26 protein-coding genes are annotated in these 24333 nt (G+C 64.2%); 10 read left to right on the top strand and 16 right to left on the bottom strand.

All coding sequences use genetic code 11. The annotated features are described in order from the left end of the window. Positions 1-68: 68 nt before the first annotated feature. Positions 69-254, top strand: coding sequence for an oxidoreductase-like domain-containing protein (locus tag NCR93_RS16915; protein ID WP_372492483.1), 186 nt, complete (start codon positions 69-71; stop codon positions 252-254). Positions 255-346: 92 nt separating this feature from the next. Next, a complete protein-coding gene (locus NCR93_RS16910) occupies positions 347-856 on the top strand; it encodes a DUF1993 domain-containing protein (RefSeq protein ID WP_008353409.1) in 510 nt (169 codons plus the stop codon). An 18-nt stretch (positions 857-874) separates the two neighbouring features. On the opposite strand, the gene NCR93_RS16905 is transcribed toward NCR93_RS16910, so the two are convergent. After that, positions 875-2170 (bottom strand): virulence factor family protein, encoded by a 1296-nt coding sequence (locus tag NCR93_RS16905; RefSeq protein ID WP_175979316.1) that lies wholly within the window; start codon positions 2168-2170, stop codon positions 875-877. Beyond that, positions 2167-4761 (bottom strand): bifunctional lysylphosphatidylglycerol flippase/synthetase MprF, encoded by a 2595-nt coding sequence (mprF, locus tag NCR93_RS16900; RefSeq protein WP_175979315.1) that lies wholly within the window; start codon positions 4759-4761, stop codon positions 2167-2169. Before mprF ends, NCR93_RS16905 begins: the two co-directional genes overlap by 4 nt. A 411-nt stretch (positions 4762-5172) precedes the next feature. Between mprF and NCR93_RS16895 the strand changes: the two genes are divergently transcribed. Further along, positions 5173-5529: a hypothetical protein gene (locus NCR93_RS16895; RefSeq protein WP_175979314.1), complete on the top strand. Its 357-nt coding sequence runs from the start codon at positions 5173-5175 to the stop codon at positions 5527-5529. A gap of 16 nt (positions 5530-5545) precedes the next feature. Here NCR93_RS16895 and NCR93_RS16890 read toward each other — a convergent pair whose 3' ends face one another. Beyond that, positions 5546-6067, bottom strand: a complete 522-nt coding sequence (locus NCR93_RS16890) for a hypothetical protein (protein ID WP_008353414.1) — start codon at positions 6065-6067, stop codon at positions 5546-5548. 145 nt (positions 6068-6212) lie between these two features. Beyond that, positions 6213-6908: a response regulator transcription factor gene (locus NCR93_RS16885; RefSeq protein WP_033536135.1), complete on the bottom strand. Its 696-nt coding sequence runs from the start codon at positions 6906-6908 to the stop codon at positions 6213-6215. Between the two features lie 195 nt (positions 6909-7103). Between NCR93_RS16885 and NCR93_RS16880 the strand changes: the two genes are divergently transcribed. Then, entirely contained in the window at positions 7104-7556 is a 453-nt protein-coding gene (locus NCR93_RS16880; protein ID WP_008353416.1) for a response regulator, read from the top strand. Between the two features lie 111 nt (positions 7557-7667). On the opposite strand, the gene NCR93_RS16875 is transcribed toward NCR93_RS16880, so the two are convergent. The 10 genes from NCR93_RS16875 to NCR93_RS16830 form a co-directional block, all read right to left on the bottom strand. Further along, positions 7668-8603: an aldose epimerase family protein gene (locus NCR93_RS16875; protein WP_175979313.1), complete on the bottom strand. Its 936-nt coding sequence runs from the start codon at positions 8601-8603 to the stop codon at positions 7668-7670. After that, positions 8600-9508, bottom strand: coding sequence for an ABC transporter permease (locus NCR93_RS16870; protein WP_033536134.1), 909 nt, complete (start codon positions 9506-9508; stop codon positions 8600-8602). Before NCR93_RS16870 ends, NCR93_RS16875 begins: the two co-directional genes overlap by 4 nt. After that, positions 9508-10371 carry an ABC transporter permease gene (locus tag NCR93_RS16865; protein ID WP_175979312.1) on the bottom strand — a complete coding sequence of 288 codons (864 nt, stop codon included), beginning with the start codon at positions 10369-10371 and terminating at the stop codon, positions 9508-9510. The genes NCR93_RS16870 and NCR93_RS16865 overlap by 1 nt, the downstream gene beginning before the upstream one ends. Next, complete coding sequence (locus NCR93_RS16860) at positions 10368-11444, bottom strand: ABC transporter ATP-binding protein (RefSeq protein WP_008353423.1); 1077 nt, start codon at positions 11442-11444, stop codon at positions 10368-10370. The genes NCR93_RS16865 and NCR93_RS16860 overlap by 4 nt, the downstream gene beginning before the upstream one ends. Before the next feature lie 80 nt (positions 11445-11524). Next, a complete protein-coding gene (locus NCR93_RS16855) occupies positions 11525-12697 on the bottom strand; it encodes an ABC transporter substrate-binding protein (RefSeq protein ID WP_008353424.1) in 1173 nt (390 codons plus the stop codon). A 313-nt stretch (positions 12698-13010) separates the two neighbouring features. Then, positions 13011-13961, bottom strand: coding sequence for a dihydrodipicolinate synthase family protein (locus tag NCR93_RS16850; protein WP_175979311.1), 951 nt, complete (start codon positions 13959-13961; stop codon positions 13011-13013). Positions 13962-14094: 133 nt separating this feature from the next. Continuing rightward, positions 14095-14787 (bottom strand): FadR/GntR family transcriptional regulator, encoded by a 693-nt coding sequence (locus NCR93_RS16845; protein ID WP_008353427.1) that lies wholly within the window; start codon positions 14785-14787, stop codon positions 14095-14097. Positions 14788-15016: 229 nt separating this feature from the next. After that, positions 15017-15853, bottom strand: a complete 837-nt coding sequence (locus NCR93_RS16840) for a 3-oxoadipate:acetyl-CoA acetyltransferase (protein WP_239295016.1) — start codon at positions 15851-15853, stop codon at positions 15017-15019. Between the two features lie 176 nt (positions 15854-16029). After that, a complete protein-coding gene (locus NCR93_RS16835; protein ID WP_008353429.1) occupies positions 16030-16311 on the bottom strand; it encodes a DUF3303 domain-containing protein in 282 nt (93 codons plus the stop codon). Between the two features lie 118 nt (positions 16312-16429). Continuing rightward, positions 16430-16780, bottom strand: a complete 351-nt coding sequence (locus NCR93_RS16830) for a hypothetical protein (RefSeq protein WP_144403665.1) — start codon at positions 16778-16780, stop codon at positions 16430-16432. Between the two features lie 259 nt (positions 16781-17039). Here NCR93_RS16830 and NCR93_RS16825 point away from each other — a divergent pair, with 259 nt between their 5' ends. The 3 genes from NCR93_RS16825 to NCR93_RS16815 are packed head-to-tail and all read left to right on the top strand — an operon-like array spanning position 17040 to position 19399. Then, positions 17040-17342, top strand: a complete 303-nt coding sequence (locus NCR93_RS16825; protein ID WP_008353431.1) for an EF-hand domain-containing protein — start codon at positions 17040-17042, stop codon at positions 17340-17342. Between the two features lie 12 nt (positions 17343-17354). Then, a complete protein-coding gene (locus tag NCR93_RS16820; RefSeq protein WP_008353432.1) occupies positions 17355-18068 on the top strand; it encodes a response regulator in 714 nt (237 codons plus the stop codon). After that, complete coding sequence (locus NCR93_RS16815) at positions 18065-19399, top strand: ATP-binding protein (RefSeq protein WP_175979309.1); 1335 nt, start codon at positions 18065-18067, stop codon at positions 19397-19399. The genes NCR93_RS16820 and NCR93_RS16815 overlap by 4 nt, the downstream gene beginning before the upstream one ends. Positions 19400-19401: 2 nt before the next feature. On the opposite strand, the gene NCR93_RS16810 is transcribed toward NCR93_RS16815, so the two are convergent. Beyond that, the gene (locus NCR93_RS16810; RefSeq protein WP_175979308.1) at positions 19402-20775 is read right to left on the bottom strand and encodes a polyhydroxyalkanoate depolymerase; all 1374 of its coding nucleotides are present in this window, start codon (positions 20773-20775) and stop codon (positions 19402-19404) included. A 174-nt stretch (positions 20776-20949) separates the two neighbouring features. On the opposite strand from NCR93_RS16810, the gene NCR93_RS16805 reads away from it, so the two are divergent. Beyond that, the gene (locus tag NCR93_RS16805) at positions 20950-21603 is read left to right on the top strand and encodes a glutathione S-transferase family protein (RefSeq protein WP_008353437.1); all 654 of its coding nucleotides are present in this window, start codon (positions 20950-20952) and stop codon (positions 21601-21603) included. 75 nt (positions 21604-21678) lie between these two features. Continuing rightward, a complete protein-coding gene (locus NCR93_RS16800; RefSeq protein ID WP_008353439.1) occupies positions 21679-22383 on the top strand; it encodes a Crp/Fnr family transcriptional regulator in 705 nt (234 codons plus the stop codon). Between the two features lies 1 nt (position 22384). On the opposite strand, the gene NCR93_RS16795 is transcribed toward NCR93_RS16800, so the two are convergent. Then, positions 22385-23374: a zinc-dependent alcohol dehydrogenase family protein gene (locus tag NCR93_RS16795; protein WP_175979307.1), complete on the bottom strand. Its 990-nt coding sequence runs from the start codon at positions 23372-23374 to the stop codon at positions 22385-22387. A gap of 576 nt (positions 23375-23950) precedes the next feature. On the opposite strand from NCR93_RS16795, the gene NCR93_RS16790 reads away from it, so the two are divergent. Next, positions 23951-24325 (top strand): DUF3564 family protein, encoded by a 375-nt coding sequence (locus NCR93_RS16790; RefSeq protein WP_033536165.1) that lies wholly within the window; start codon positions 23951-23953, stop codon positions 24323-24325. Positions 24326-24333: the final 8 nt, after the last annotated feature.

The raw sequence follows: 24333 nt of genomic DNA, 5'->3' as shown, positions 1-24333 counted from the left end.
ATGACGCGCGCCGCAGCCAAAGTCTAGCCGCCCGCGTCCGCTCAGCGAAGCCGATGCACAATGAAGCGATGAACGATCCATCCCGCCCCGCCGACGATCCTCGCCCGACGCCGCCCGAGCGTCCGCTGCCGGAAGACTGCTGCCGCAGCGGCTGCAATCAGTGCGTGTTCGAGTTGTACAGGGAAGCGCTGGAGCGCTACGAGGCCGACGTGCGCGCGTGGGAAGCGCGGCATGCGCAGGCTTCCCGTTCGTGAGTGACTCCGGCCGATTCGAGCAGGCAACCGGGCGCGGCGCTATGCTTGTGACCCCTGTCGTTGTCGAATTCAAACCTCAAGGAGCGCAACCCATGTCCCTCACGATGTATCGCGCATCGATTCCGGTCTTCATTCGCGGACTCGAAGTCTGCGCGGATCTGCTGAAGAAAGGCGCCGCCTTCGCCGATGAAAAAGGCCTCGCTCACGCCGATGTGATCAACGCGCGCCTCGCGCCCGACATGCTGCCGCTCGCCGCGCAGATCCAGCGCGCGAGCGACACGGCGAAGCTCTCGGCGGCGCGTCTCGCGGGCATCGAGGCGCCGCGCTTCGAGGACAACGAGGACAGCTTTCCGGCGCTGCAGGCGCGCATCGAGAAGACGATCGCGTTCCTGAAGAGCATCGACAAGGCTTCGCTCGCCGGCTGCGAAACGCGCACCGTCACGCTGAAGTTCCCGGATTTCTCGCCTTCGTTCTCAGGCGACGATTATCTGTTCGGCTTCGGCTTGCCGAACTTCTATTTCCACGTCGTCACGACCCACGACATCCTGCGCCATCTCGGCGCGCCGATCGGCAAGCGGGACTATCTCGGCCCGCTCAAGTAAGCCGGTCGCGGCGCTGCCTTATTGCTGCCGCGCCGCGATCTGCTTGCGCCAGCCCGCGAGAATCCGCCGCGCGAGCACATCGTAGTCGCCGCCGAAGTGATGATCGCCCGGCAGCTTCACCACTTCGATGCCCGTCTTCGTCAGCGCGGGACACAGCGTGTCTTCTTCGTTCGCGCCGTAGATGCACTGCACCATCGATGGCGGCAGTTTGTCGAATTCCGGCCGCACCTTCAGCGCCTTGTCGCTCGCCTTCATGCCGAGCCAGCCCGTCACGCGAATCTGGAAGTCGGCGTCGGGCGCGAAGCCCATCAGCGAGATATACGACACCTGCGCGCGGACTGCGTCCGGCAGACGGTTGTACGCGAACGGCATCACGTCCGCGCCGAACGAATAGCCGACGAGCGCGACATGGCTCGTATGCCAGCGCGCGTTGTACGTGCGGATGATTCGCGCCAAATCGTCGGCGGTTTGCTGCGGCGACTTCTCGCTCCAGAAGTAACGCAGCGAGTCGAGGCCGATCACCGACACGCCATCGCGTTGCAGCGCCAGCGCCATCGTTTTGTCGAGATCGCGCCAGCCGCCGTCGCCGGAAATCACGATCGCCAGCAAGTCGGTCGGTTGCGCGGCGCGCAGTTCGATCAGCGGGAGATCGGAGACATCGTTCTCGGTCGGACGCCCGGCTTTTTTCAGACGCGGCACCGTCATCGCGACGAGCGCGTCGGCCTTCGAGCGGTTCGCTTCCAGCACGGCCGTGTATTCGAAGAAGCCCGGCAAACCCTTTGCGTGAATGATGGTCGCATCCGGCGCGCACGGATTGAAACGCGGGTCGAGCATCGGGTCGGCCGCAAGCGAGACCGCGCCCGCGACGGTGTTGTCCGGCGCCTGCTTCAGCGCGCTTTCCGCGACCATCGCGCCCTGCCCGGTGCCGACGAGAATCGGCGAAAAATATCGATTCGACTGAACGGTGCGTTCGAGCTGATGGCTCATGTTTTCCGCATCGCCGACGAGGTTGTGGCAGGACTTCTCGGTCTTGTCGGCGGCGAGGCGCGCGGCATAGCGCGGCGTGTCGACGCCGATGACCATCGCGCCCTTGGCGGCGAGCGCATCGGCGGCCTGCTGATCGGCCGGCGTCCAGCCGCTCTTCTCGGAAAACAGCACGACGAAGCCGGTCATGTCGCCCGCAGGCTTCGTGAGTTGGACCTGACCGTAACGTCCGCCGGAGATCGACTCGGCGGCATGCGCCATACCCGTCACGGACACACCACAGACGGCGGCCACCACGAGCGCCGCCGCTTTCTTGCAAAGGAATTTCATGAACGCCAGCCGCCCGCGAGGAGCGAAAGATCCGCCAAAGTGAAAAATACGCCGACCGAGCCGGACGCCGCCAGATAGCGCGGCTCCCAGCGCGGCTGGAACTTGCTTTTGAATCCGCGCAGACCGCGGAAGTTGTAGAAACGGCCGCCGAAGCGCCACACCAGTCCGGCCATCCGATGCCACGGCGATGCGAGCGGCGTCGGCTCCATGCCCGACAGCGGCGCAATGCCGAGCGACAGCGACTTGAAACCCGCTTCCTTCAGATGCAGCGCGAGCTTGGTGAAGAGATATTCCATCGCGTAGGGCGACGCGGCCGAAACATGGCGCATCACGCCGACGGTCGCTTCGGTGTTCATGTCGGTCGTCATGAAAGTGACGAACGCGACCGGCTCGCCCTGCTGGCGCACGAGCAGCACCGACTGCGCCGCGAGGTATTCCTCGTTGAACGCCGCGACCGAGAAGCTCTTCTCGCGCGCCGAGCGGCTGCCGAGCCAGTCGTCGGAGATGGCGCGCAACATCGGCATGCTTGCTCCGATGCGCTCCGGTCCGATGACTTCGGTGTCCAGACCGTCGCGCTCGCCCCGTTTGATCGCATAGCGCAAATGCGAGCGATGCGAGCCCTTCAGATCGAAGTCGGACAGAGCGACATGCGCTTCCTCGCCGAGCTTCATCAGCGTGAGGCCGGCGTCGAGATAGAGCGGCAGCGCATCGGCGCGCACCTGATAGAACGCCGCGCGGCCGTTGTGCGCGTGCGCGAGCTCGACGAACTTGCGGATCAGTTCGGCCCACTCGCGGCGCGGACCGACCGGATCGTGCAGCGCGGCCCACGTGCGGCCGTGTTTCGCGTACATCAGAAAGGCTTCGCGCGACTCGGAGAAGAGGAAGCTCTTGTCGCCCATCATCGCGAGGCCGGCGTCGCTGCGTTCCTGCGCGCGCAGGATGCGTGCGGCATCGGCGAGATCCTGCGGCGCGGGCTTCACGAAGCGGCCCGCCGCCGGGCGCAGCAGTTGCCACACCGCGAACGCGGACGCGAACAGCGCCGCCGCGAGCGTCGCGCGCAGCGCACGCGGGGCGCGCTCGTCGAATGCGAACTGCCACCAGAGATCGCGGCTATAAGGCACGTCGCGGAAGGCGAAGAACATGATCCACACGGCGAGCGCCATCACGACGCCGATCGAAATGAGCCACGTCGCGGTGAAACGCTCGGCGAAGAGCGATGAACGGCGATTGAAGCGCTCGCGCGTCAGCACGAGCAGCACGACGAGAAACGCGAGCACGCCCACTTCGACGAACGCGAGACCTTTCGCGAGCGACAGCGCGAGGTTGGCCACCGCGAGAATCAGCGCGAGCCACCAGGCGGCGTCGAGGCGGCGCATGAGACCGCGCGCGACGAACAGCAGCAGCACGCCGAGCACCGAGCCGAGCAGTTGCGAGCTTTCCAGCACCCAAAGCGGCACGATGGTCTGCAACAGCGCGATACGCATCTTGAACGCGGGCGTCGCGCCCGAGATGACGAGCATCGAGCCTGCCGCGAACGTGACGATCGACAGGAACAACGGCGCAAGCTGCGAAACGTGATGCGGGCTCAGAAAATTGAAGCGGCCTTTCAGCGCGCGGCCTTCGAAGGCGGCCATGACGCCGGCCGACAGGATCAGCGGCAAGCCGAAGTAGATCGCGCGATACGCGAGCAGCGCGGCGACGACGTCCGGCGTCTGTGCGCTGCCGCCGAGCGCGAAGACCATCGCCGCCTCGAACACGCCGACGCCGCCCGGCGTATGGCCGATCATGCCGAGCAGCATCGCCGCCGAGAAGACCGTCATGAATTCGCCGAAGCCGACCTGGGGATTCGGCAGGAGCGCCCAGAGCGCGAGTCCGGCGCCGAACACATCGACGACGGCGAGCGCGGCCTGCGCGACGAAATCGCGGCGCGCCGGCACGGTGAACGACAGCCACTTCCAGCGCGAGTGCAAAGTGCGCGGCTCGCGGCCGCAGACGATGACCATCGCGGCGAAAACGGCGAGCAGCGCCGCGCCGGTCGCGCACAACGCGGCCGGCGGCAGGTGCATCATGCCGGAGAGCGTCTCCGCGCCGAACAGCATGCCGGCGGCGGCCATGAACGCGAGGGACAGCGCGAGCGTGATGCTCGTGAAAATCGTCAGACGGCCGACTTGCGCGGGCGTGACATCGGCCGCGCCGTACACGCGGCAACGCACGGCGCCGCCCGTCAGCGCGCCGAAACCGGTCACGTTGCCGAGCGCCGAACCGACCGTCGCGCCGACCCACAACAAAGACCGCGGCACCGCGACGCCGATGTGACGCAGCCCCACGGCGTCACGCCCGACGAGCGCGGCGAAGCTAAGCGCGGTGGCGAACAGCGCGGCGAACCACGCTTGCGCCGTCATCATGCGCAGCGAGTGCATGACCGACTTGTAATCGACCGAGTGCGAAAGATGCTGGAAGACGACGAGCAGCAGCACGCAGATGACGACCGTGAGCACGGGCGCGGCGAGCCGCTGAAGATCGACGCCGCCGGACAAACGTCCGATCGGGGAAATGGCGCGAAGCCGGGCGAGCAACTTTGTGCGAGACATGCGTTCTATGAAACTGGCTCACGCTGCGTTTCGTCAGCGAATCGACGACGGCAACGGTACGTCAAGGTTATCGGGGTCCACGCATTGCCGGGACTTCGCGCGGACGGAGAGCGCCATTTCGGCTCCCGCCGCCCGCGCTCGCGCCATACAAAAGGCTTCAACGTGTGAAACGCCTATATAACGGCCATGGTTGACCCGACTTGACCAATATTGGGAAAACTACGGATCGAAAGCTGGCTTTCAGATCTGGCGCGGAGTTCCGGACAGCGCGACCGGCACGAACGAGCGGTCGCCCATGCTTTACGGTTTGTCAGGGAAACGGTTAGGATCGACGGCCGTGAAGCTTGTCGGGCATCGAATAGACGCGGGTCGGTAGCTTAAGCGGATACTACAGAAAAAGGCATCGGAATCATGAGAAAAACCACATCGATCTTGTTCGCCGCCATCAGCGCGTGCGCCCTGAGCGCCTGCGTTTCGACCGACGACGCCCTGCTCAAGACCGTCCCGTTCGGGTCGGGCACGTCGCAGTACAAGCCGTACGAGTTCATCCGCTGCGTGAAGGAAAAATGGACGCCGATCGCGCCGCGCGTGCGCGAATACTCGCCGAGCTCCGACACGCTGGCCGTCTCCGTGCCCAGCGGCGGCCTGACGAGCCAGTCACTGGTGCTCGTCATCGCGCAGGCGTCGGCGAACGGCACGGGCTACACGATCTACGGCGACATCGCGGCGGCCGGCCGCTACGTCACCGCGACGCACACCTGCGATTAAACCCGGTTTCCGCGCTTCAGGAGGGCTTGCCGTTGCGCATGTCGACGCCGGCGAGATGCGTCCCGACGACACGCCCGATCAGATAACCATCCGACGCGCACGCGTTGACGCGCTCCTTTCCTTCCCACTGGATCTTGTATTGATCGTCCTGGGAATGAACGGCCGATGCGTCGAACTTGCGCTTCGCCTTGCCGCCGTTGCGCACGTCTTCGCTGACGAGCCGGTTCCATGTCAGCGCATAGCCGTAGCGCACGCCGTCGGCGAACGCGTTGTCGTCGCAGACTTGCGATGGCGGCGTCGTCTTGAGCATCAGGTGATAGCCGTTCGCGGTGCCGACCATGATGCGCCTTTCCCCCGGCGGCGCCGGCGCGACGGGCGCCTTGACCGCCGCCTGAGCCGCTTGCGCGGCCGATGCCGCCGATGCCGCCGCGGCCGCGTCCGTGTCGTTCTGCTGCGGAAGCGGCGCACATGCGCCAAGAAGCAGCGCCGCTGTCACCGTGAATGCCGTGCCGGCGCCTTGCATTTTCGTGAACGTCATCCTGCGAATCACCTACGCTGACCCCATCTCAAATTTAGTCCGGGCTCTACCTTACCATCCCCGGGATGATTCATCGGACCGATGAAAAAAAGACGACGCGGACGCCCTTTCGGTGCGCCCGCGTCGAGGAAGAGAAACGGGAGGCTCAGGAGGCCGACGACGTATTGCTCATCGGCATTTCGATCCCGCGCCGCGCCATTTCGACGATTAGAAACGTTCGCCGCGTCACGTGAAAGCGCGCGAGCAGATCGCTCGAATATTCCTTCGCGGTGTTTTCGCTGATGTTCATCTTTCGCGCGATCGCCTTGTTCGACAGCCCTTGCAGCAGATAGCGCAGCGTCTCGGTCAGGCGCGGCGGCAGTTCGAGCGATTCGATCGTCACGCCCGCGTGCGGCGAAACCGGCTTCGGGCTGTGGCCGCCCTTGCCCAGCACCGTATTCGGCAAATAGACGCGCCCGTTCAGGATCGTTTTCAGCGCCTCGCGAAACACGCCCGCGCCCTGCTCGCTGCCCTTCGAGATGAATCCGCACGCGCCGTTCTTGATGCATTCGAGCACCGTGTCGCGGTCATCCTGCGCCGACAGCATGATCGTCTGGACCTCGCGTTCTTCTTCGCGGATCCAGTTGAGCAGATCCATGCCGGTCGCCTGGCCGCGCAAGTGGTAGTCGAGAAACATCAGATCGTAGGTATTGGCGGAAAGCTTGGCTTTCGCCTGCTCGACTCCATCGGCTTCGTCGATTTCGAGCAAAGGCTCGTTCGCCAGGATCAGGCTTTTCATCGCGCTCCTGGTGAGCCCTTCGTCCTCTACTAGCAACACAGTTTTGAAATAGCCATTTTCCATTGCGACGCTCCGAGAACGGTTCCGATATTACGCGCGCCTTGCCCGACTTCCACCCTCCTTTCGCAGGGATACATTCGGCAGTCTCCCAAAATCTCCCACGTTCCCCTCCCGCGCCGGGTTTAGCGACCGGCACGTTCGGCCGAAACTGAACGCAGTCGAATCACCACGTAACCCAAAACGAGAATGGAGGATGAGATGTCAAGCCGTCTGGCCGCCAGCGAAAGCGAATTCGCATTGTGGCGCATCAAGCGGGCGCGTACCGGAGACGCATCGCGCCGTGTGCTGATCGCCCACAAGGACAAGTCGATCGGCGATTCGCTCGCCGTGCAACTTCGGCTCAAAGGCTTGCAGGTCATCCTTTCGCAGGATCTGAAGTCGGTGCGCGCGCTGGTCAATAGCTGGCATCCGCACGCGCTGCTTCTCGACACGAGCCTTGACAACGAATCCGGCTACGTCTTTCTGCGCACGTTGAGTACGGACGGCGATGTCACCGGCCGCCTGCTCGTCGCGATGAGCAACGTGTGGCCCGCCGATCCGGTGCAGACGCTCAAGGACGCCGGTTTCGACGCCCATTGCCGCCGGCCTTGCGCGACGTGGCGCATCGTCGATCTCGTCGAATCGTTCTTTTCGATGCCGCTCACGCGCTGAGTCGATGGAGGTGCGCCATGAACACGGATATTTGCATCGTCGGGGGCGTGCTGCCCGCGAACGCATCGCGCTGCCGCGCGGTCCGCGAGCGCGCCTGTGTCGAAGCGCGCGTCAGGCGGCGGCGCCGTCGTGCCGGGCCGGGTTCGCGCCGGCTGCCATCGAGAGCGACGCCTGTATTTCACTACCTGGCTCGATGACGGCGATGCCCGTCCCGCGCAAGCCCTGCGCCGCGAGATTGAAGCCGTCGCTCACGTGCGACACCGGTTCGACGCACAGATAACCCGCCCCGGCCGGACAATGCACGACGACGTGACCGAGCGCGTCGTCGGCGATCAATCCGAGCGTGCGGCCGTCGGCGTAATGCAGCGTCGCACGGCCGTCCCAGCCGCTCAGATAGCGCGTGTACCCTTCCGTCTCGCGTTGGTGGAGAAGCGCGGGACGTTCGTCCGTCGGCTCGATCGCGATTTCGGCTTCGTGACGCCAATGCGTCGTCGTATGGAGTTCGGCTTCCAGCGCGCCGAAATACGGATGAAAACCGAGGCCGACCGGCATCGGGCTCGACGACCGGTTCGCGACACGCATCGACAGCCGCGCGCCATCCGCATTGGCCTCGATCAGTTGCACGGCCTCGAACGCCCACGGCCAGCCGTGCTCGCCCTCGCCGTGCGTGTAACGCATCACGACGCAATCCGCCTCGTGCAACTCGACGCTCCACGCCGCGTACTGGCCGAATCCATGCAATGCGTGCGTCATGCCTGGAAACGTCGCCAGTTCGACGACGGAACCGTCCGGCGCGGGAAAACGCGCATCGCGCACGCGATTCGAAAACGGCACGAGCGGATAGCTGCCGCCCTTGGGCCACGCATCGCAAGACCAGCTCGCGACTGTCACCGGCGCGAGCCAGTCATGCAATCCGCGCGCATCCCGCGTGGCGAAGCGCGTGATGCGCCCGCCCGCCATCGGCGCGATTTCGATCACATGCGGCCCGCTCGCGATACTCAGGCGCGGTTCCGCGTTCAGCTCTCCAACTGCACGAAATTTCGTCACTGCTTCTGTTCCTTCACGCGCGACACGAGCTGCGTCGGGCTCACGAACTGCAACGCGATCAGCACCCAGATCATCGTGATGGCCATGTAGATCATCGCCATCGCGTCGATGGACTGCGGCGCGCGCACGCCCGTCGAGAACACCGCATAGTACAGCGCGACGACGAGCGTCTGCGTCGTCGGACCGGCGGTGAAGAACGTCAGCTCGAACATGCCGATGGTCCGCACCAGCACCAGCAAGCCGGCAGCCAGCATGCCCGGCACGAGCAGCGGCAGCAGCACGTAGCGGAAATACTTCGCCGTGTTCGCGCCGAAGATGCGCGCGGCCGATTCCAGATTCGGATCGATCTGCTCGATGAACGGCGTCATCACGAGAATGACGAACGGCAGCGCAGGCACCAGGTTCGCGAGGATCACGCCGGTCAGCGTGCCCGCGAGATGGAACTTGTACATGACCGTCGCCATCGGGATGCCGTAGGTCACGGGCGGCACCATCAGCGGCAGCAGGAAGACGAGCATCGCGAAACGCTTGCCGGGGAATTGCACCCGGGCGAGCGCATACGCGGCGGGCACGCCGAGCGCGATCGACAGCAGCACGACCGCGCCGACCACTTCGAGCGTCACGAGCAGCACGCTCGAAAGCTGGAAGTCGCTCCACGCCTGCGCGTACCAGTGCAGCGTGAAGCCTTGCGGCAGCAGCGTGCCGAACCAGCGCGTCGCCACCGAATTCACGGCGACCGTCGCGATCAGCAGCAGCACGTTGACGAGGAAGAAGGCCATCGTCGTCCAGACGAAGAACTTCCATAGCCTGGCGCGCAGGCTCGCTTGCTGTTTCATCTGTTTGCCCGTGCTTCGAGTCGGGGCGCCGGCCTGCCAGCCGGACGCCGCGCGGTTATCGGTCGTCATTATCCCTTGCCTCCCGTCACCGGACCCGTATAGAAGAAGCGGCGCGCGCCGAGCATGCCGCCGACCACGAGCAACTGCACGAAGCCCATCACGATCGCGATGGTCGATGCAAGCGCGTAGTCGTAGTTTTCGAACGCAGCCTCCGATGCGGCGATCGAGATCACGCGCGTCGGGCCGGCCGGCGCGCCGAGCAGCACCGCCGACGGAAACACCGAGAACGCCTGCACGAACGAGAGACACGCGGTCATCGTGAGGCCGGGCAACAGCAAGGGCAGATAGATCTGACGGAACTGCTGCCACGGATTCGCGCCGAGCGTGGCCGCCGCGCGCGCGAGCGTCGGATCGATGCCGGTCACGTACGAAAGCGTCAGCAGAAACGCGAACGGAAATCCCGACACGATCAGCGAAATCAGCACGCCCCAGTAGTTGTGCGTGAGACGCACTTCATCGCCGTAGAGATGCAGCGCCTGCAACGCCTGCGGGAACCAGCCGTTCGGACTGAAGTACGTGAGCATGCCGTCGGCGATCAGCACGGTGCCGAGCGTCACCGGCACGACGAGCAGCGTCGTCGCGAACTTCTGCCACGGCGACGTGCGGCGCAGCGCGAACGCGACGGGCACCGATACGCCGACGTTGATGATCGTCGCGGGCACGGCGAGCTTGAGCGTGACGATGATCGTCGGCCACATCGACGAATCGGTGAAGAACGTGACGTAGTTCGCCCATATGCCGCCGCCGTTCATCGGATTGAACGACAGCATCAGCCCGTAGGCGAACGGATAGATGAACAGCGCGAGAATGAAGATGAGCGCGGGCGCTACGAGCCAGCCCTTCGGATCGCGCTGCGCGGGAAGCGCGATCATTTTTCTTCTCCGTACACGAGCGTCTTCGAAGGCGCGACGCGCAGCGTGATGCGCTCGCCTTCGCTGCATTCGCCCGCGATGCGCGCCCAGAGCTTGCCGAACGCCGTATCGATGATGATGAGCGAATCGCGTCCGCCGTACTCGACGACTTCGACGTGCGCGTCGAACGCGTTTTCCGTGCCGGGCGCGACGCGCTCCATGTCTTCCGGACGCAGCGCGACCGCAACGCGCTTGCTGTCGAAGCCTTCCATCGGCGTGCCGAGCAGCCTGACGCCGTTCGCGTTCACCGCGACGCAATCGCCCTGCGTGCCTTCGAGCGTCGCCTGCACGACATTGCGAAAGCCCATGAACCGCGCGACGTGCAGGTTCTTCGGACGCGAATAGACTTCCTTCGGCGACGCGACCTGCTGCACGACGCCCTCTTTCATCACGACGATGCGATCGGCCATCGAGAGCGCTTCGTCCTGATCGTGCGTGACGTAGATCGTCGCGCGCTCCAGCTTGCCGTGGATGCGGCGAATCTCGGCGCGCATTTCGATGCGCAACTTGGTGTCGAGGTTAGAGAGCGGCTCGTCCATCAAAACGAGCGGCGGTTCGATGACGATCGCGCGCGCGATCGCCACGCGCTGTTGCTGGCCGCCGGAAAGCTGACCGGGCAGCTTGGCGTCGTGGCCGATCAGTTGCACGAGTTGCAACGCGGCTTTCGCCCGCTTCGTCGCTTCGGCCTTGGATACCCCGCGCATCTTCAATCCGAAACCGACGTTGTCCAGCACCGACATGTGCGGAAAGAGCGCGTAGTTCTGAAAGACCATGCCGAAGCCGCGCTTTTCGGGCGGCAGCACGTCGATACGTTTGTCGTCGAGCCAGATGCCGCCGCCGGTCAACGGCTGCAATCCGGCGATGCAGTTCAGCGCGGTCGACTTGCCGCAGCCCGACGGTCCGAGCAGTGCGATGAACTCGCCGCGCTGGATGTTCAGATCGAGTCCCTTCAACGCCGCGAGTTGCTGACCTTCGGCGTTGGTGAAGCTGCGCGAGACCGAGTCGAGGCGCAACTGCTCAAAAGTGTGCTTCATGACATTTCCTGCGCTTTTTTGTACAAGCGGCGACGCTCCTCGCGAGGAACGTCGCCGTCTCATCACACCGATACGTCGACTTACTTCGTCTTCGCCGCGCCGATTTCGCGGTCCCATTTCTGGAACGCGGCGACCATCGCCTGCGCGTTCAGCGGCAGTACGTGCGGACGGTCGGCGAGGAGCTTCGCGTATTCCGGACGGCCGAACTTCTGGATGACTTCCTGGCTCTTCGCGGGCGCCATCGAGAGCGGCACGTCCTTCACCGCCGGGCCAGGATAGAAATAGCCATCGTCATATGTCAGCGCCTGCTGCGCCGGCTCGAGCATGAAGTTCATCAGCTTGTAGAGCACGTCGAGCTTTTCCTTCGGCACGCCTTTCGGAATCACCATGTAATGGGCGTCGTTGACCCACGTCATGTTGTCGAATGCGCCGACCTTGAATTCCGCCGGCACGATGCCGAGCGCGCGCGGATTGATGTCCCAGCCCGTCACGGTGACGGTCATGTCGCGCGTGCCTTCACCCAGCTCCTTCATCACCGCCGACGTGCCGCCCGGGTAGTACGGAATGCAGTCGTTCAGTTGCTTGAGGAACGCCCAGGTCTTGTCCCAGCCGTTGATCGGGTCCATCGGGTCCTTGTCGCCGAGCACGTACGGCAGGCCCATCAGGAAGGTGCGGCCCGGACCGGAGTTGGCCGGACGCGCGTAGATCAGCTTGTTCGGATGCGCCTTGCACCACGCGAGCAGTTGATCCGGCGTCTTGGGGACATCGGTGACTTTGGCCGGGTTGTATTCGAGCAGCGGACCCGCTGGCATGTACGTCACTTCCAGACCGTAGCCCTGCGCGATGTCCTGCATCTTGCGCGGACCGGGCGCGTACTTGTCGAGCACGCCGGGGAATGCCTTGGCGTTGTCGGGCAGAAGCTTCTCCCACAGACCTTGCTGAATGCCGGCCGCGAGCGCGTCGGTGCCCGTCACGACGAGGTCGATGTCCGAGCGCCCCGCCGCCTGCATCGCCTTGATCTTGCCCGGCAGTTGCGGCGCCGGCGCATTCGTGAACGTGATGCTGGACACGAGGTCCGGATACTTGGCCTTGAACGCCTCGAAGCCCTTTTGCGTCAGTTGCAGATTGCCTGCAACGTCGACGATGTTGATCGACACGGGATCGGCCGCGTGGGCCGCGCTCGTGCCGAAAGCCGCGCTCACGGCGACGCAAATCGCCGCCAGTTTCACTGACAGTCCTGCCTTGAAAGCCATGTTGTCTCCTCACTTCTCTCGCAACCGCTGGTCGGGAAGAGGTCCGGTCGGATCGTCGATGTTGTCGATTGTGTTGATCGCCGGCCTGTTTGTACTTCGTTCTGATTCTTGCGTGTCTATCGTGCGCGTGCGTCCTCGTTGCGGCTTGGATGCTGAAAAATAGCTAACGAGGTTATAGGATGTCAAGCAAATCGCAACCCGCCGATGCTGTTACCGAAACAGCCGAACCGCCTTTTTTCCTCTGCCGATAGCGCTTTGCAAGCCGTCTCGGGATATACCCCGAGCGCTTGTTACCTCCCGCTTTAACCTGTATTTAACTGGGGTTTCCTGCACGTTTCCCGGAAACGCGGAGGGTTTCATCGAATGCGAGCAGCGCGCGCGCTTCACGTTCGATGGCCGGCAACGCAGCTTCGGGCGACGCGCTCAGCAGCGGCAGTATCGGGCCCATGTCGGCGATGCCCGATAAGGTCACGGCGTCGTGCAGAACGCGGATCAGCGAGACTTCGTCGCGAAGGGTTTCGAGCGGCATAAAGTGCTCGTAGATGGAATCGGCCCCGGTGCCGCCTGCTTTCGCGGCGCGCAGCAGCGCCATCACTGCGTGCGGCGCGATGCATCCCGAGCCGGTCGTCCATGACGCGAGACCGAAGTCGCGCGTGTGAACCAGCGCGGGGCGCTCGCCCATGCCCGACACGACCTTCGACGCCGGCACGCTTTCGAGCAAGCGCCGCAGATAGCCGTCGTCCGCTGGATTGGCCCGCTGAATCGCGTATTTCACCGCGAGCAGCGTGCCGTCATCGACGAGGCCGGCAAGCCTGTCCACGTCGATGTAACTCTCGCTCTTGATATAGAGCGTGAACGGCATGCCGGCCACATCGGCAAGACGTCTGAGGCCGTGCGCGACGCCCTCCGGCGTGGTGAAACCCGCGAGCGGCAGGATCATCGCGGTGCGGTAGCCCGTCTGCGCGAGGATGCGCGCCTGATCGAGCATCTTCCCGTAGTCAGGGCCGATGGCCGGAATGACGCGAGTCCGCGGACCAGCCGACCCGGCCAGCATGTCAAGCAACTCCCGGAACTCGCTGACGGCGACGTGGTACAGATTCGCGTTGCCGCCGTAAAGCAGCGTGGACACGCCGCCGGCCTCGATGTGAGCGATCAGCCTGCGGTTGGCTTTGGGATCGAGCGAATAATCCGGGCGACGCGCCAGGGGCGGCACCGCCATGACGGATGCGGAAAACTCGCTGACGACGATGGGATCGGTATTCATGACGCCTCGCTGAATCGACGGAAAAGGTCCGCAGAAGGTAGCAAGGCGGGTTAAAGTTGTCAAACAACTTTGCCGGGAGGGAGCCGGTTTATCGCAAGTTGGCTAAGGTTGTGTGACAACTGTCGGGTCGAAATTATTCACCGAACATGCGCTCGACCGCGTTCTCGAGGTGCGCCTTCATCGCTTGCCCGGCTCGGGCGGAATCGCGCGCGCGGATCGCTTCAAGGATTTCGCGATGCTCTCTCTGAACGAGACGCTGGCGTTCGAGCGTCTTCACGTACGACAGGTTGCGTGACAGGTTCATGCTGACTTCGACCTGTTCTTCGATGAACGACAGCACGGTGATGAAGAACTGATTTTTAGACGCTCGCGCGACCGCGAGATGAAACGCGAAATCGTCTTTCGCGCCGATGCCCTCCTGCGTTTCGACGACGCGTTCGAGCTGATCCCACGCGTCCTGAATCGCGCGGATGTCTTGCTCCTCGGCCTTGACGGCGGCCAGTTCCGCCGCGCCCGACTCCGTCACCACGCGAAATTCGTAGCAGCGACGAATGTCGGATAGCGTTTCCAGCGGAGCGAAGCGGCGCACGTCGGGATCGGGGCGGCGACCCACGATCGTTCCCGATCCGCGCCGCGTCACGATGATGCCGTCTGCGCGCAACCGCGCGAGCGCCTCGCGCACGGTCGGACGCGAGGTGGCGAATCGTTCCGCGAGCGCGTGTTCGGTGAGGAGCCGGTCGCCCTCCTTGAACTCGCCTTCGATGATGCTGTTGAGGATGTCGCTATAAATCCGGTCGGCGAGGCCGGATGACTTACGCTCGTTCATGTTCGCGCGTGACGTGCTTGTCAGGGTGGAGACCGATTGTAAGGCAGATTTTGTCAGGCAGATTTTTCGCGCGAGGCACCGCAAGCCGCCTGTCCCATGCTCAGTATTTCGCCGCACGCGAAGTGCGAGCCTTGAATGACATTTCGGCATGCGAAGCGATATTGCGCAGCGTAAACAAAAACGCGCCCGCGGTCTCCCGCAAGCGCGCTTCGGCCATCGCCATCGAAATTCAGATCGACAACAGCTTCCTCGCTTCCGTCGCCGTCGCCACCGGCCGACCGTACTCCGCGCATAACGACGCCACCCGGCTCACGAGTTGCGCATTGCTCTTCGCGAGCGTGTCCTTGTCCCAGCGCACGTTGTCTTCGAGTCCCGTTCGGCAATGTCCGCCCAATTGCAACGTCCAATGATTCACTTCGAGCTGATGGCGCCCGATGCCCGCAGCCGTCCACGTGGCATCCGGCAGATTCTTCTTCAACTGCTCGACCTCGAACTCGAGAATCTCGCGTCGCGCGGGCAATGCGTTCTTCACGCCGAGCACGAACTGAACGTGCACAGGCGATTTCAACAAACCCTGATTCACGAGATCGACGGTGCTATAGAGCATCGCCAGATCGAAGATCTCGATCTCGGGCTTCACGTTGTGATCGAGCATCGTCTGCGCGAGCGAGCGCACGAAATCGGGCGGATTCTCGTAGACGATCGTCGGAAAGTTGACCGATCCCGTCGCGAGCGACGCCATGTCAGGCTTCAAGTCCAGCATCGCGCCGCGCTGCTCGAACGAACGCCCGCGCCCGCCCGTCGAGAACTGGATGATGATGTCCGGGCAATGCCTGCGGATGCCTTCCTGCAATTCCGCGAACCTGTGCCGGTCCGAGCTCGATCGTTCATCCTCGTCGCGCACATGCAGATGCACGAGCGTCGCGCCCGCTTCATACGCCTCGTGCGTGCTTTCGACCTGCTCGGCAATCGTGATCGGCACGGCAGGATTGTCTTTCTTGCGCGGCACCGAGCCGGTGATCGCAACCGATATGACGCAAGGTTCTTTCGTAGGGGATTGGGTCACGCTTCGCTCCTTGACGGCGCCATGCTTGAAACAACTTCGCGGAGATCGTATATGGCGCTCAAATTTGAACTAACTAGTACATTTGTGATGTTGAGGCATTCTCCGTGCCGCTGCAAGCCACGCAAACCCTAAGCTCGCGACGCGCGTTCGTACGACGAATCGGGCCGCTTGCCCCGCTACTGTCGCTGCGCATACTCGGCGAGCATTTTTCCGACCTGCTCGTCCGTGATCGCCGGCTTGATGTCGAACATGAACAAATCGGCCCATTCGTGCGCCCATTGCGCGAGCGGCTCGACGTTGTCGCATTCGCACACGGCGATACCCCAGATCGAACCGATCGCATGCCAGCGGCCCAGCAGATGAATGCCGTCGGGCGGCGCGCCGCGAGTTTGCAGGAATCGCTCGGCCGCGAGTCGTTCGGCCTCGGGTTGCGCAGTCCAGTTGACGATGAATAGCATGGCTCGATCCTCCTGTTGGAACGCCATGAAACGGCGCGACGCGCCGGGCTCGCCGCCGCATCGGCAGTTGCGCCGATGCGGTTCATCCAGTATAGGAGGCGGCCGTGGATCGCATTGCTCAATGCATGACGACGACGGGCGTCGCGAGCACCGGCTGCGCGTAAGTCACTCTGACGGCAGGCGCAACTCCATACGGCGTCACGATGACGGCAGGCTGCGGCGGCGGAGGCGGCGGCGCGGCGACCACCACCGGCGCGAACGCCGGCTCGACGACGATCGTGCGCGCGGGCACGTAGTAATACGGCGGCCTCGGCGGCGGCGCGTAGTAGTACACGGGACGCGGCGGCGGCGCGTAAACGACGGCGGGCGCGACGTAGGAAACCTGCACGCTCGTTCCAGCCGATGCGGTCTTCGCGCAGGTCAGGCTGATGGCGGCAACGGCGGAAACGCTGAGCAAACGGCAATTCATGTTGAAGTCCTCATGCATCGTGAGACGTTGAATACGGCAGCAACAAAGAAATGCAACTGCCGGCGATGAGAACGATAGCGAAGCCCTGCCCGATGCGTGAGTCGTAACTTATGTCGCGGGATGTCGGCGCGAATGCGCGGCATCGAACGCGAAATACGGCGACATGATTCGTAGCATCCCCAAGATTGCGTTCGCGGCGCGGCTCAATAGAATGGCATCACCGTCGACGTTCATCCGTAGCGAATCAGGGGAGAGAGCCATGCGAAAGATTCTTGTCATCCTTGCGGCATGCGCGGCGTGCGCCACGTCGGGCGCGGCGTTCGCGCAGACCGCTACGCAGCCGATGGGCGCGAGCCCGCGCCTCGAACACGTGCTCGGCCAGTTGCAGACGCGCTTTTCGAGCGCCAACACCACGCACGACGGCAAGCTCACGCGCGAGCAGGCATCCACGGGCATGCCGATGGTCGCCAAGCACTTCGACGAAATCGACACGCAGAAGAACGGCTACGTCACGCTGCCGCAAATCGAAGCCTTCATGCACGAGCACGCCGCGCAACGCTGACCCGGAGCCTCCATGGAAACCCTGCCGAAGATCATCGTGCTTGACGACGAAGCCGAGTTGCGCAACATGCTGCAGCGATTTCTGAGTTCGCAGGGTTTCGAAGTACGCGTCGTCGAAAATGGCAAGCGGCTCGACCGCTATTTGCAGCGCGAGCCTTACGACCTGCTGGTGCTCGACTGGATGATGGAGCCCGAAGACGGCCTTTCGGTCTGCAAGCGCCTGCGCGCCGAAGGCCAGACGCTGCCGATCCTGATGCTCACCGCGAAAGGCGATCCGGTCGACAAGGTCGTCGGCCTCGAAACCGGCGCCGACGATTACCTTGCCAAGCCCTTTCTGCCGCAGGAACTCGTCGCTCGCGTGCGTGCGTTGCTGCGCCGCCAGAAGATTGCGGCGGGCGACCCGACGCATACGCAGCAGCGCATCCGTTTCGGCGATTTCCGCCTCGATCTCGCGAAGCAAAAGCTGTATCGCGGCGGCGAGCCGTTCGAGATTCATTCCGCGCAGATGCAGTTGCTCACGGCGCTCGGCTCGTCGCCGAACCGCGCGGTCAGCCGCGACAACCTCATCGCCCGCACGCGCGGCCGCGATCACGACGCGCTCGATCGCAGCATCGACGTGCAGGTGTTGCGGCTGCGTCAGATCGTCGAGGAAGATCCGGGCAAGCCTCGGTTCATCAAGACCGTGTGGGGCGTCGGCTACATGCTGCTCGCGGAAATCGAATCGTGAAGTGGGCGCCGCGCTCGCTCTTCGCGCGCAACATCCTGCTGCTGGTCGCGCTCGTCGCGGTGAGCCAGGTGTGCGCGATCGCCGTGCTGCTCCATTTCATCCAGACGCCGCGCATCGAGCGCGCGGCGGCGACCTTCGCGAGCTATATCGTCACGCTCGATACGCTCCTGAAAACTTCGCCGCCCGAAGCCGCGCAAAGCGTCGCCGTGAACCTCGACCTTCGCGCCGAACTGCCCGCCGGCGCGCGCGACATGGCGCCGGGATCGCGCTTGCGCTTCTATCAAACGTATCAGCGCCGGACGTTCATCGAGAGCCTGCGCGCGCATCTGCCCGCCGACATGCTCGTGCGCTGGCAAGGCGCAGAAGCGTCCGACGACGGTCAGCAGCGCTTGTGGATCCGCGCGCATCTGGCGGGCGAGCCGCGCTGGCTGGCGCTGCCGGTGCCCGAAGCCGCGCACGACGACGGCCTCGCGACCGCCCTTTTCCTTTCGCTCGGACTCGGCGCGCTCGCGTTCGCGACGGCGTACTTGATCCAGCGCCATCTGAACCGTCCGCTCGCGCATCTCGCCGATGCCGCTCGGCTCGTGTCCGCGGGCGGCGAGCCGGGCGTCCTGCCGACCGACGGTCCGACGGAAATCGCCCAGGTCAGCGGCGCCTTCAATCGCATGACGGCCGCGCTGAAGGAAGCCGACGCCACGCGCGCGCTGATGCTCGCGGGCATCTCGCACGACATTCGCACGCCGATGACCAAGCTGCGCCTCGCCATGGCGATGTCCGCCGTGCCATCGACGGACGCGGCTTTCGCGGCATCGGCGGAAGGCTATCTCGACACCATCGATACGATTCTTCAGCAGTTCATGGACTACGCGGGCAGCGGCGCGAAGGAAACGCCCGTCGTCGGCGATCTCAACGCGCTGATCGCCAATCTGGCCGCCGATTTCGCCGGACTGGGGCACGAGTTCGCGCTCGATCTCGGCGAGATCGAACCGTTCCCGTTCCGGCCGATCAGCATGATGCGGATGCTCATGAACCTGATGCAGAACGCAGTGCTCTACGGCGTAGTCGGCCTGGAAGTGCGGACGTGGACAGATCGCGAGGCGAACACGGCCTGCGTCGTGATCGCGGATCGCGGAAAAGGCCTCGGCGGTCAGGATCCGGAAGCGCTGAAGCAGCCGTTCAAGCGCGGCGGCGGCGAAGGCCAGCCGAAGGGCACGGGCCTCGGACTTGCAATCGTCGAGCGCATCGCGCGGCTGCACGGCGGAACGCTCGAACTGCGCGCGCGCGACGGCGGCGGCGCGGAGTCGCGCATCGTTCTGCCGCTCTCGAGCTAGCGTTATTCGGGATCGGCGATCGCCTGTTTGTCATCGCCCTCGTTCGCCGTCTGCGCCTGATCCTCGGCGACCGTGGATTCGCGTGCGAGCGGCGCGATTGCGTGCAAGGGCACCATCGGCTGCGTGCGCGCATTCACACCGGCGGGACTGGGCTCGTTGTCGTGGATCAATGCGCGAATGCGCGGATAAATCTGCTGCTCCCAGCGCTTGCCGTTGAACACGCCGTAGTGGCCGACGCCCGTCTGAACATGATGCGCCTTCAGATACGGCCGCAGCTTGTCGCACAGATCCTGCGCCGCGAGCGTCTGGCCGACGGCGCAGATATCGTCGCGCTCGCCCTCGACGGTGAAAAGCGCGGTGCGCCGGATCGCCGACGGATCGACCTTGCGGCCGCGCACTTCGAGCTGCTTCAGCGGCAGTGCGTGCCGCTGAAACACGGTGTCGACGGTTTCCAGATAGAACTCCGCGGTGAGGTCCATCGTCGCGAAGTATTCCTCGTAGAAAACGCGGATCGCATCGGCCTTCGCGACGTCGCCCTTCGCGCGTTGATGATGCATCTCCTCGAACGATTCGATGTGACGCGCGAGATTCATCGACATGAACGCGCCCAGCTGTACGAAGCCCGGATAAACGCGCCGCATCGCGCCCGCGAAACCGAACGGCACCATGCTGATGAGATTGCGCTCGAACCAGTCGATCGGCTTGCTTTTCGCGAGTTCGTTCACGCGCGTCGGGTTCACGCGCGTATCGATGGGACCGGCCATCAGCGTCATGCTCGCCGGCTCGGCGGGATGCCGGTCCTCGGCCATCAGCGCAACCGCCGAGAGCGCCGCGACGGTCGGCTGGCAGACGGCGAGCAGATGCGCGCCCGGCCCGATCGTCTCGATGAAATCGATGATGTGCTGCACGTATTCGTCGAAGCCGAAGCGGCCGTGCATCAGCGAGACGTCGCGCGGATTGCGCCAGTCGGTGATATAGACGTCGTGATCGGCGAGCATCGTCTGCACGGTGCCGCGCAAGAGGGTCGCGAAGTGGCCGGACATCGGCGCGATGACGAGCACGCGCGGCTGCACGATGGACGCATCGTCCTTGCGAAAATGCAGCAGATCGCAGAACGGCGTCGATGCCGCGACTTCTTCCAGGACGCGCATCGTTTTGCCTTCGGCTTGCACCGGCGCGATATCGAATGGCGGCCGCGCGTGCGTCAGGCCCGCGAGCGCGACCTGTTCGCAGAGCGCCGCCATACCGCGGGCCTGCGGCGTCTCGCCGATATCCTTCCAGACACGCAGCGCGCCTTCGACGAGCGTGGCGGCGTGGCGGATCGGCAGCATCGAATCGGACCAGGCCTGATAGCCCGCATAGGTGAACGGATTCATGGCGACGAAAGGAGGCAATAGCCATGCCAATCGATGGCTACATGGACCTTCATATGTCACGCGATTGGCATAGGCTTTGCACAGATGCCATTCACGAGCGCGTTCTGCCGCGCTTCGGTGCTTGGGCGCACCGCGCTCGATCCGTCTTGGTGCACGACGCGCGAGGAACGACTCATGGCGAACGCCACGCTCACCATTAGCAGCAAGAACTATTCGTCCTGGTCGCTGCGCGGCTGGCTGCTCACGAAGTTCAGCGGACTGCCGTTCGAGGAAGTCGTGATGCCCGCCGACGATCCCGGCGCGCGCGCCGAACTGCTTTTGCTGTCGCCATCGATACTCGTGCCGTGTCTCTTTCACGATGGCATCAAGGTCTGGGACACGCTCGCCATCGCGGAATATCTGAATGAAGTGTGCCCCGATGCCGGCCTGTTGCCGAAGGAGCGCGCCGAACGCGCGCATTGCCGCGCGATTTGCGGCGAGATGCACTCGGGTTTCGCCGCACTGCGCTCCGCCCTGCCGATGAACCTGAAGGCGCACTTTCCGGGCTTCAAGGTATGGGCGCGCGCGCAGACCGACATCGAGCGGATCGTGACGATCTGGCATGAATGTCTCGCGCAGTATGGTGGTCCGTATCTGTTCGGCGAACGGACGTGCGCGGACGCGATGTTCGCGCCGGTCGTCACGCGCTTCGTCACCTACGATGTCAAGCTCGACGCCGATATCGTCGCGTACGGCGAGCGCATTCTCGCGATGCCGGAGATGCGCCGCTGGATCGCCGATGCGCAACAGGAAGCCGAGGAAATCGACGAACTCGATATCGAGTTCTGAAACGGTCGCGCGAGTCAGGCCGATTTTCTTTTCCTCCATTCGTGAACCATACTGGTCTTGAAGGAGGAAGTCGCAATGGAACCTTCAATCGATGCAGGCGCTTCGACCCGGCGCGCGCCGACGTTGCACGTCCGCTTTTCGGACACCGACGCGATCCCGTTTCCGACGCGCACCGTCGAGCGTGGCGATGCGTTGTATTGCGCGGGGGAGCCGTTGCGCAGCCTGTATACGGTGCAAAGCGGTTGCTTCAAGACCGTTGCGACATTCCCCAGCAGCGACGATGACAGCGCGCCGCACACGCAGGTCACGGGCTTTCACTTCGAAAACGAAACGCTCGGTCTCGACGGCATATGCACGAACCGGCACGAAAGCGACGCCGTCGCGCTCGAAGCGAGCGTCGTGCGGATCATGCCGGTCGGCATTCTCGAACCGCTGTGTCGCGAATACGCGGGGATGCAGCACGAACTGCTCGCGATCATGAGCGCGGAAATCGTGCGCGCATCGCGTCTCGCGCTGATGCTCGGCACCATGCCCGCGCGCGAACGCGTCGCGGCGTTCCTGCTCGATTTCGCCGAACGCCTCGACGCGGGCGCAACGTCATCCGGCGGACATCCGGTCGATCTTCTCTTGCCGATGACGCGCGCGGATATCGGCAGCTATCTCGGGCTCGAACTCGAAACCGTGAGCCGCACGCTCTCGAAGCTGCAGCGCGAAGGCGCGATCGGGCTCAACGGGCGTCAGGTCCGCATCGTCGATCGCGCGATGCTCGAACATCACTGATTCACGCGCGGACCGTCAGCACCGCCGCGCCCGTCAGCTTGCCGTCGCGCAGATCGGCGAGTGCGCGGTTCGCTTCGTCGAGCGGATAAGGTGTCGTGTGCAGATCCAAATGAAACTGCGCGGCGATCCCCATGAACGCGCGGCCGTCCTCGCGCGTGAGATTCGCCACCGACATGACGCGCCGCTCGCCCCAGAGCAGCGCATACGGAAACGAAGGAATGTCGCTCATGTGGATGCCGCCGCACACCACGGCGCCGCCCTTCGCGACCGCCTTGAGCGCCGCGGGCACGAGCGCGCCGGCGGGCGCGAAGATCAGCGCGGCGTCGAGTTCATCGGGCGGTGTCTCGTCGCTGCCGCCCGCCCAATGCGCCTTCAGGGCGAGCGCGAGACGTTGCGCCGCGATATCGCCCGGACGCGTGAACGCATAGACCGCGCGCCCTTGATGCTTCGCCACCTGCGCGACGATATGCGCGGCCGCGCCGAAGCCATAGATGCCGATGCGCTGCGCGTCGCCGGCCATCGCGAGCGTGCGATAGCCGATCAGTCCCGCGCACAGCAGCGGCGCGGCTTCCACGTCCGAATACCGTTGCGGCGGATGCAGGCAGTAGCGCGCATCGGCGACGACGCGTTGCGCGTAACCGCCGTCGATCGTATAGCCGGTGAAACCCGGCGCATCGCAGAGATTCTCGCGGCCGGCGATGCAGTAGCGGCAACGGCCGCAGGTATGGCCCAGCCACGGCACGCCCACGCGATCGCCGGGCGCGAAGTTCGTCACGCCCGCGCCGAGCCGCGCGACCGTTCCCACGATCTCGTGGCCCGGTATCACGGGCCGCTTCGGATGCGCGAGCTCGCCGTCGACTACATGGAGATCGGTGCGGCACACGCCGCACGCATGGACGTCGATGAGCAGTTCACCTGCGCGCGGCACCGGATCGGGCAGATCGCGCAACTGCAGGAAAGGACCGTTGCCGTCGAAGACCATTGCGCGCATGAATTCATCTCCATCGATATTGCAGTGCAGCGTGTTGTCCGTCGCAGCAGCAAACGAACGGCACGCACGCGCGATGCGCTGGGGCGCGCGAAGCCGCCTTGGTGCACCGATGCACGCTCGCCGGGCATTCTGGTTACGCCACATCACGCGATGATGCGGCGCACGCATCGCGCATCGGTTGCTCGCGCGTGCGGCGATTTGCCTCCGATGACTGTCGCTGAACGGTCAGATTGTCGTACTAAACTTGACTCATGCAGTCACGAAGCGAACATGTGTCGGCGACACATTTCGGCATCGGACTTGCTTGTTTGGTTCGGACATCATCGCTGTTGCGGCGCGGCAAGTTCGCGATCCGAAGCGTGCCATACGAACGCATCGGCGATGGAACCCATTACATGCGGCGCGATTAAACTTATCTGCGGCGTCCAGTTCGAACCTCTCATCGCGGTCTGAGAAGATCGCGTCGCAACGCCTCAACAATACGCGCGGCGCAAGCCGCCATTCAACCGAGGACGCTCATGGCCGGCGAAAGCGCCGAGCGTCTTCGTCCATCGAATTTGCTTCATGGAGGATGACATGCGTATCACGGTCAAGCTGGATGGCTTCGAAGGCGCTCAATCGGCGGCCTACGCCATCCTGTGGCTCGACAAGGAAACCCGCCGATGGTCGCGCGAGGGTCATCAGTCCGTCGATGTGCCGGACTGGGGCGGCTTGCGCACAGGTTCGAACGGCACGATGATTTGCGGCCAGCAAGTGGGCGATCCCATCTGCGTTCTGGAGCGCCTCGATGTCGACGCGCCGGATGGCCCATGCGAGGGTCTCGCGGGACGCGTCCTCTGGTATGCCGACGGCGCCGGCATGAAGAGCACCGGACGCTGGCACGTCCAGTGCATCGATCGCGAGCAGATCAAGGCGGAGCACGGCGTATTCGCCGACGAGGAGAGAATCTGATCGGCACG

Source organism: Caballeronia sp. ATUFL_F1_KS39, from assembly GCF_023630985.1.
GTDB classification, from domain to species: Bacteria; Pseudomonadota; Gammaproteobacteria; order Burkholderiales; family Burkholderiaceae; genus Caballeronia; species Caballeronia zhejiangensis.
The sequence above is the reverse complement of the archived record's forward strand: the minus strand, read 5'-3'. Positions and strand labels throughout refer to the sequence as shown.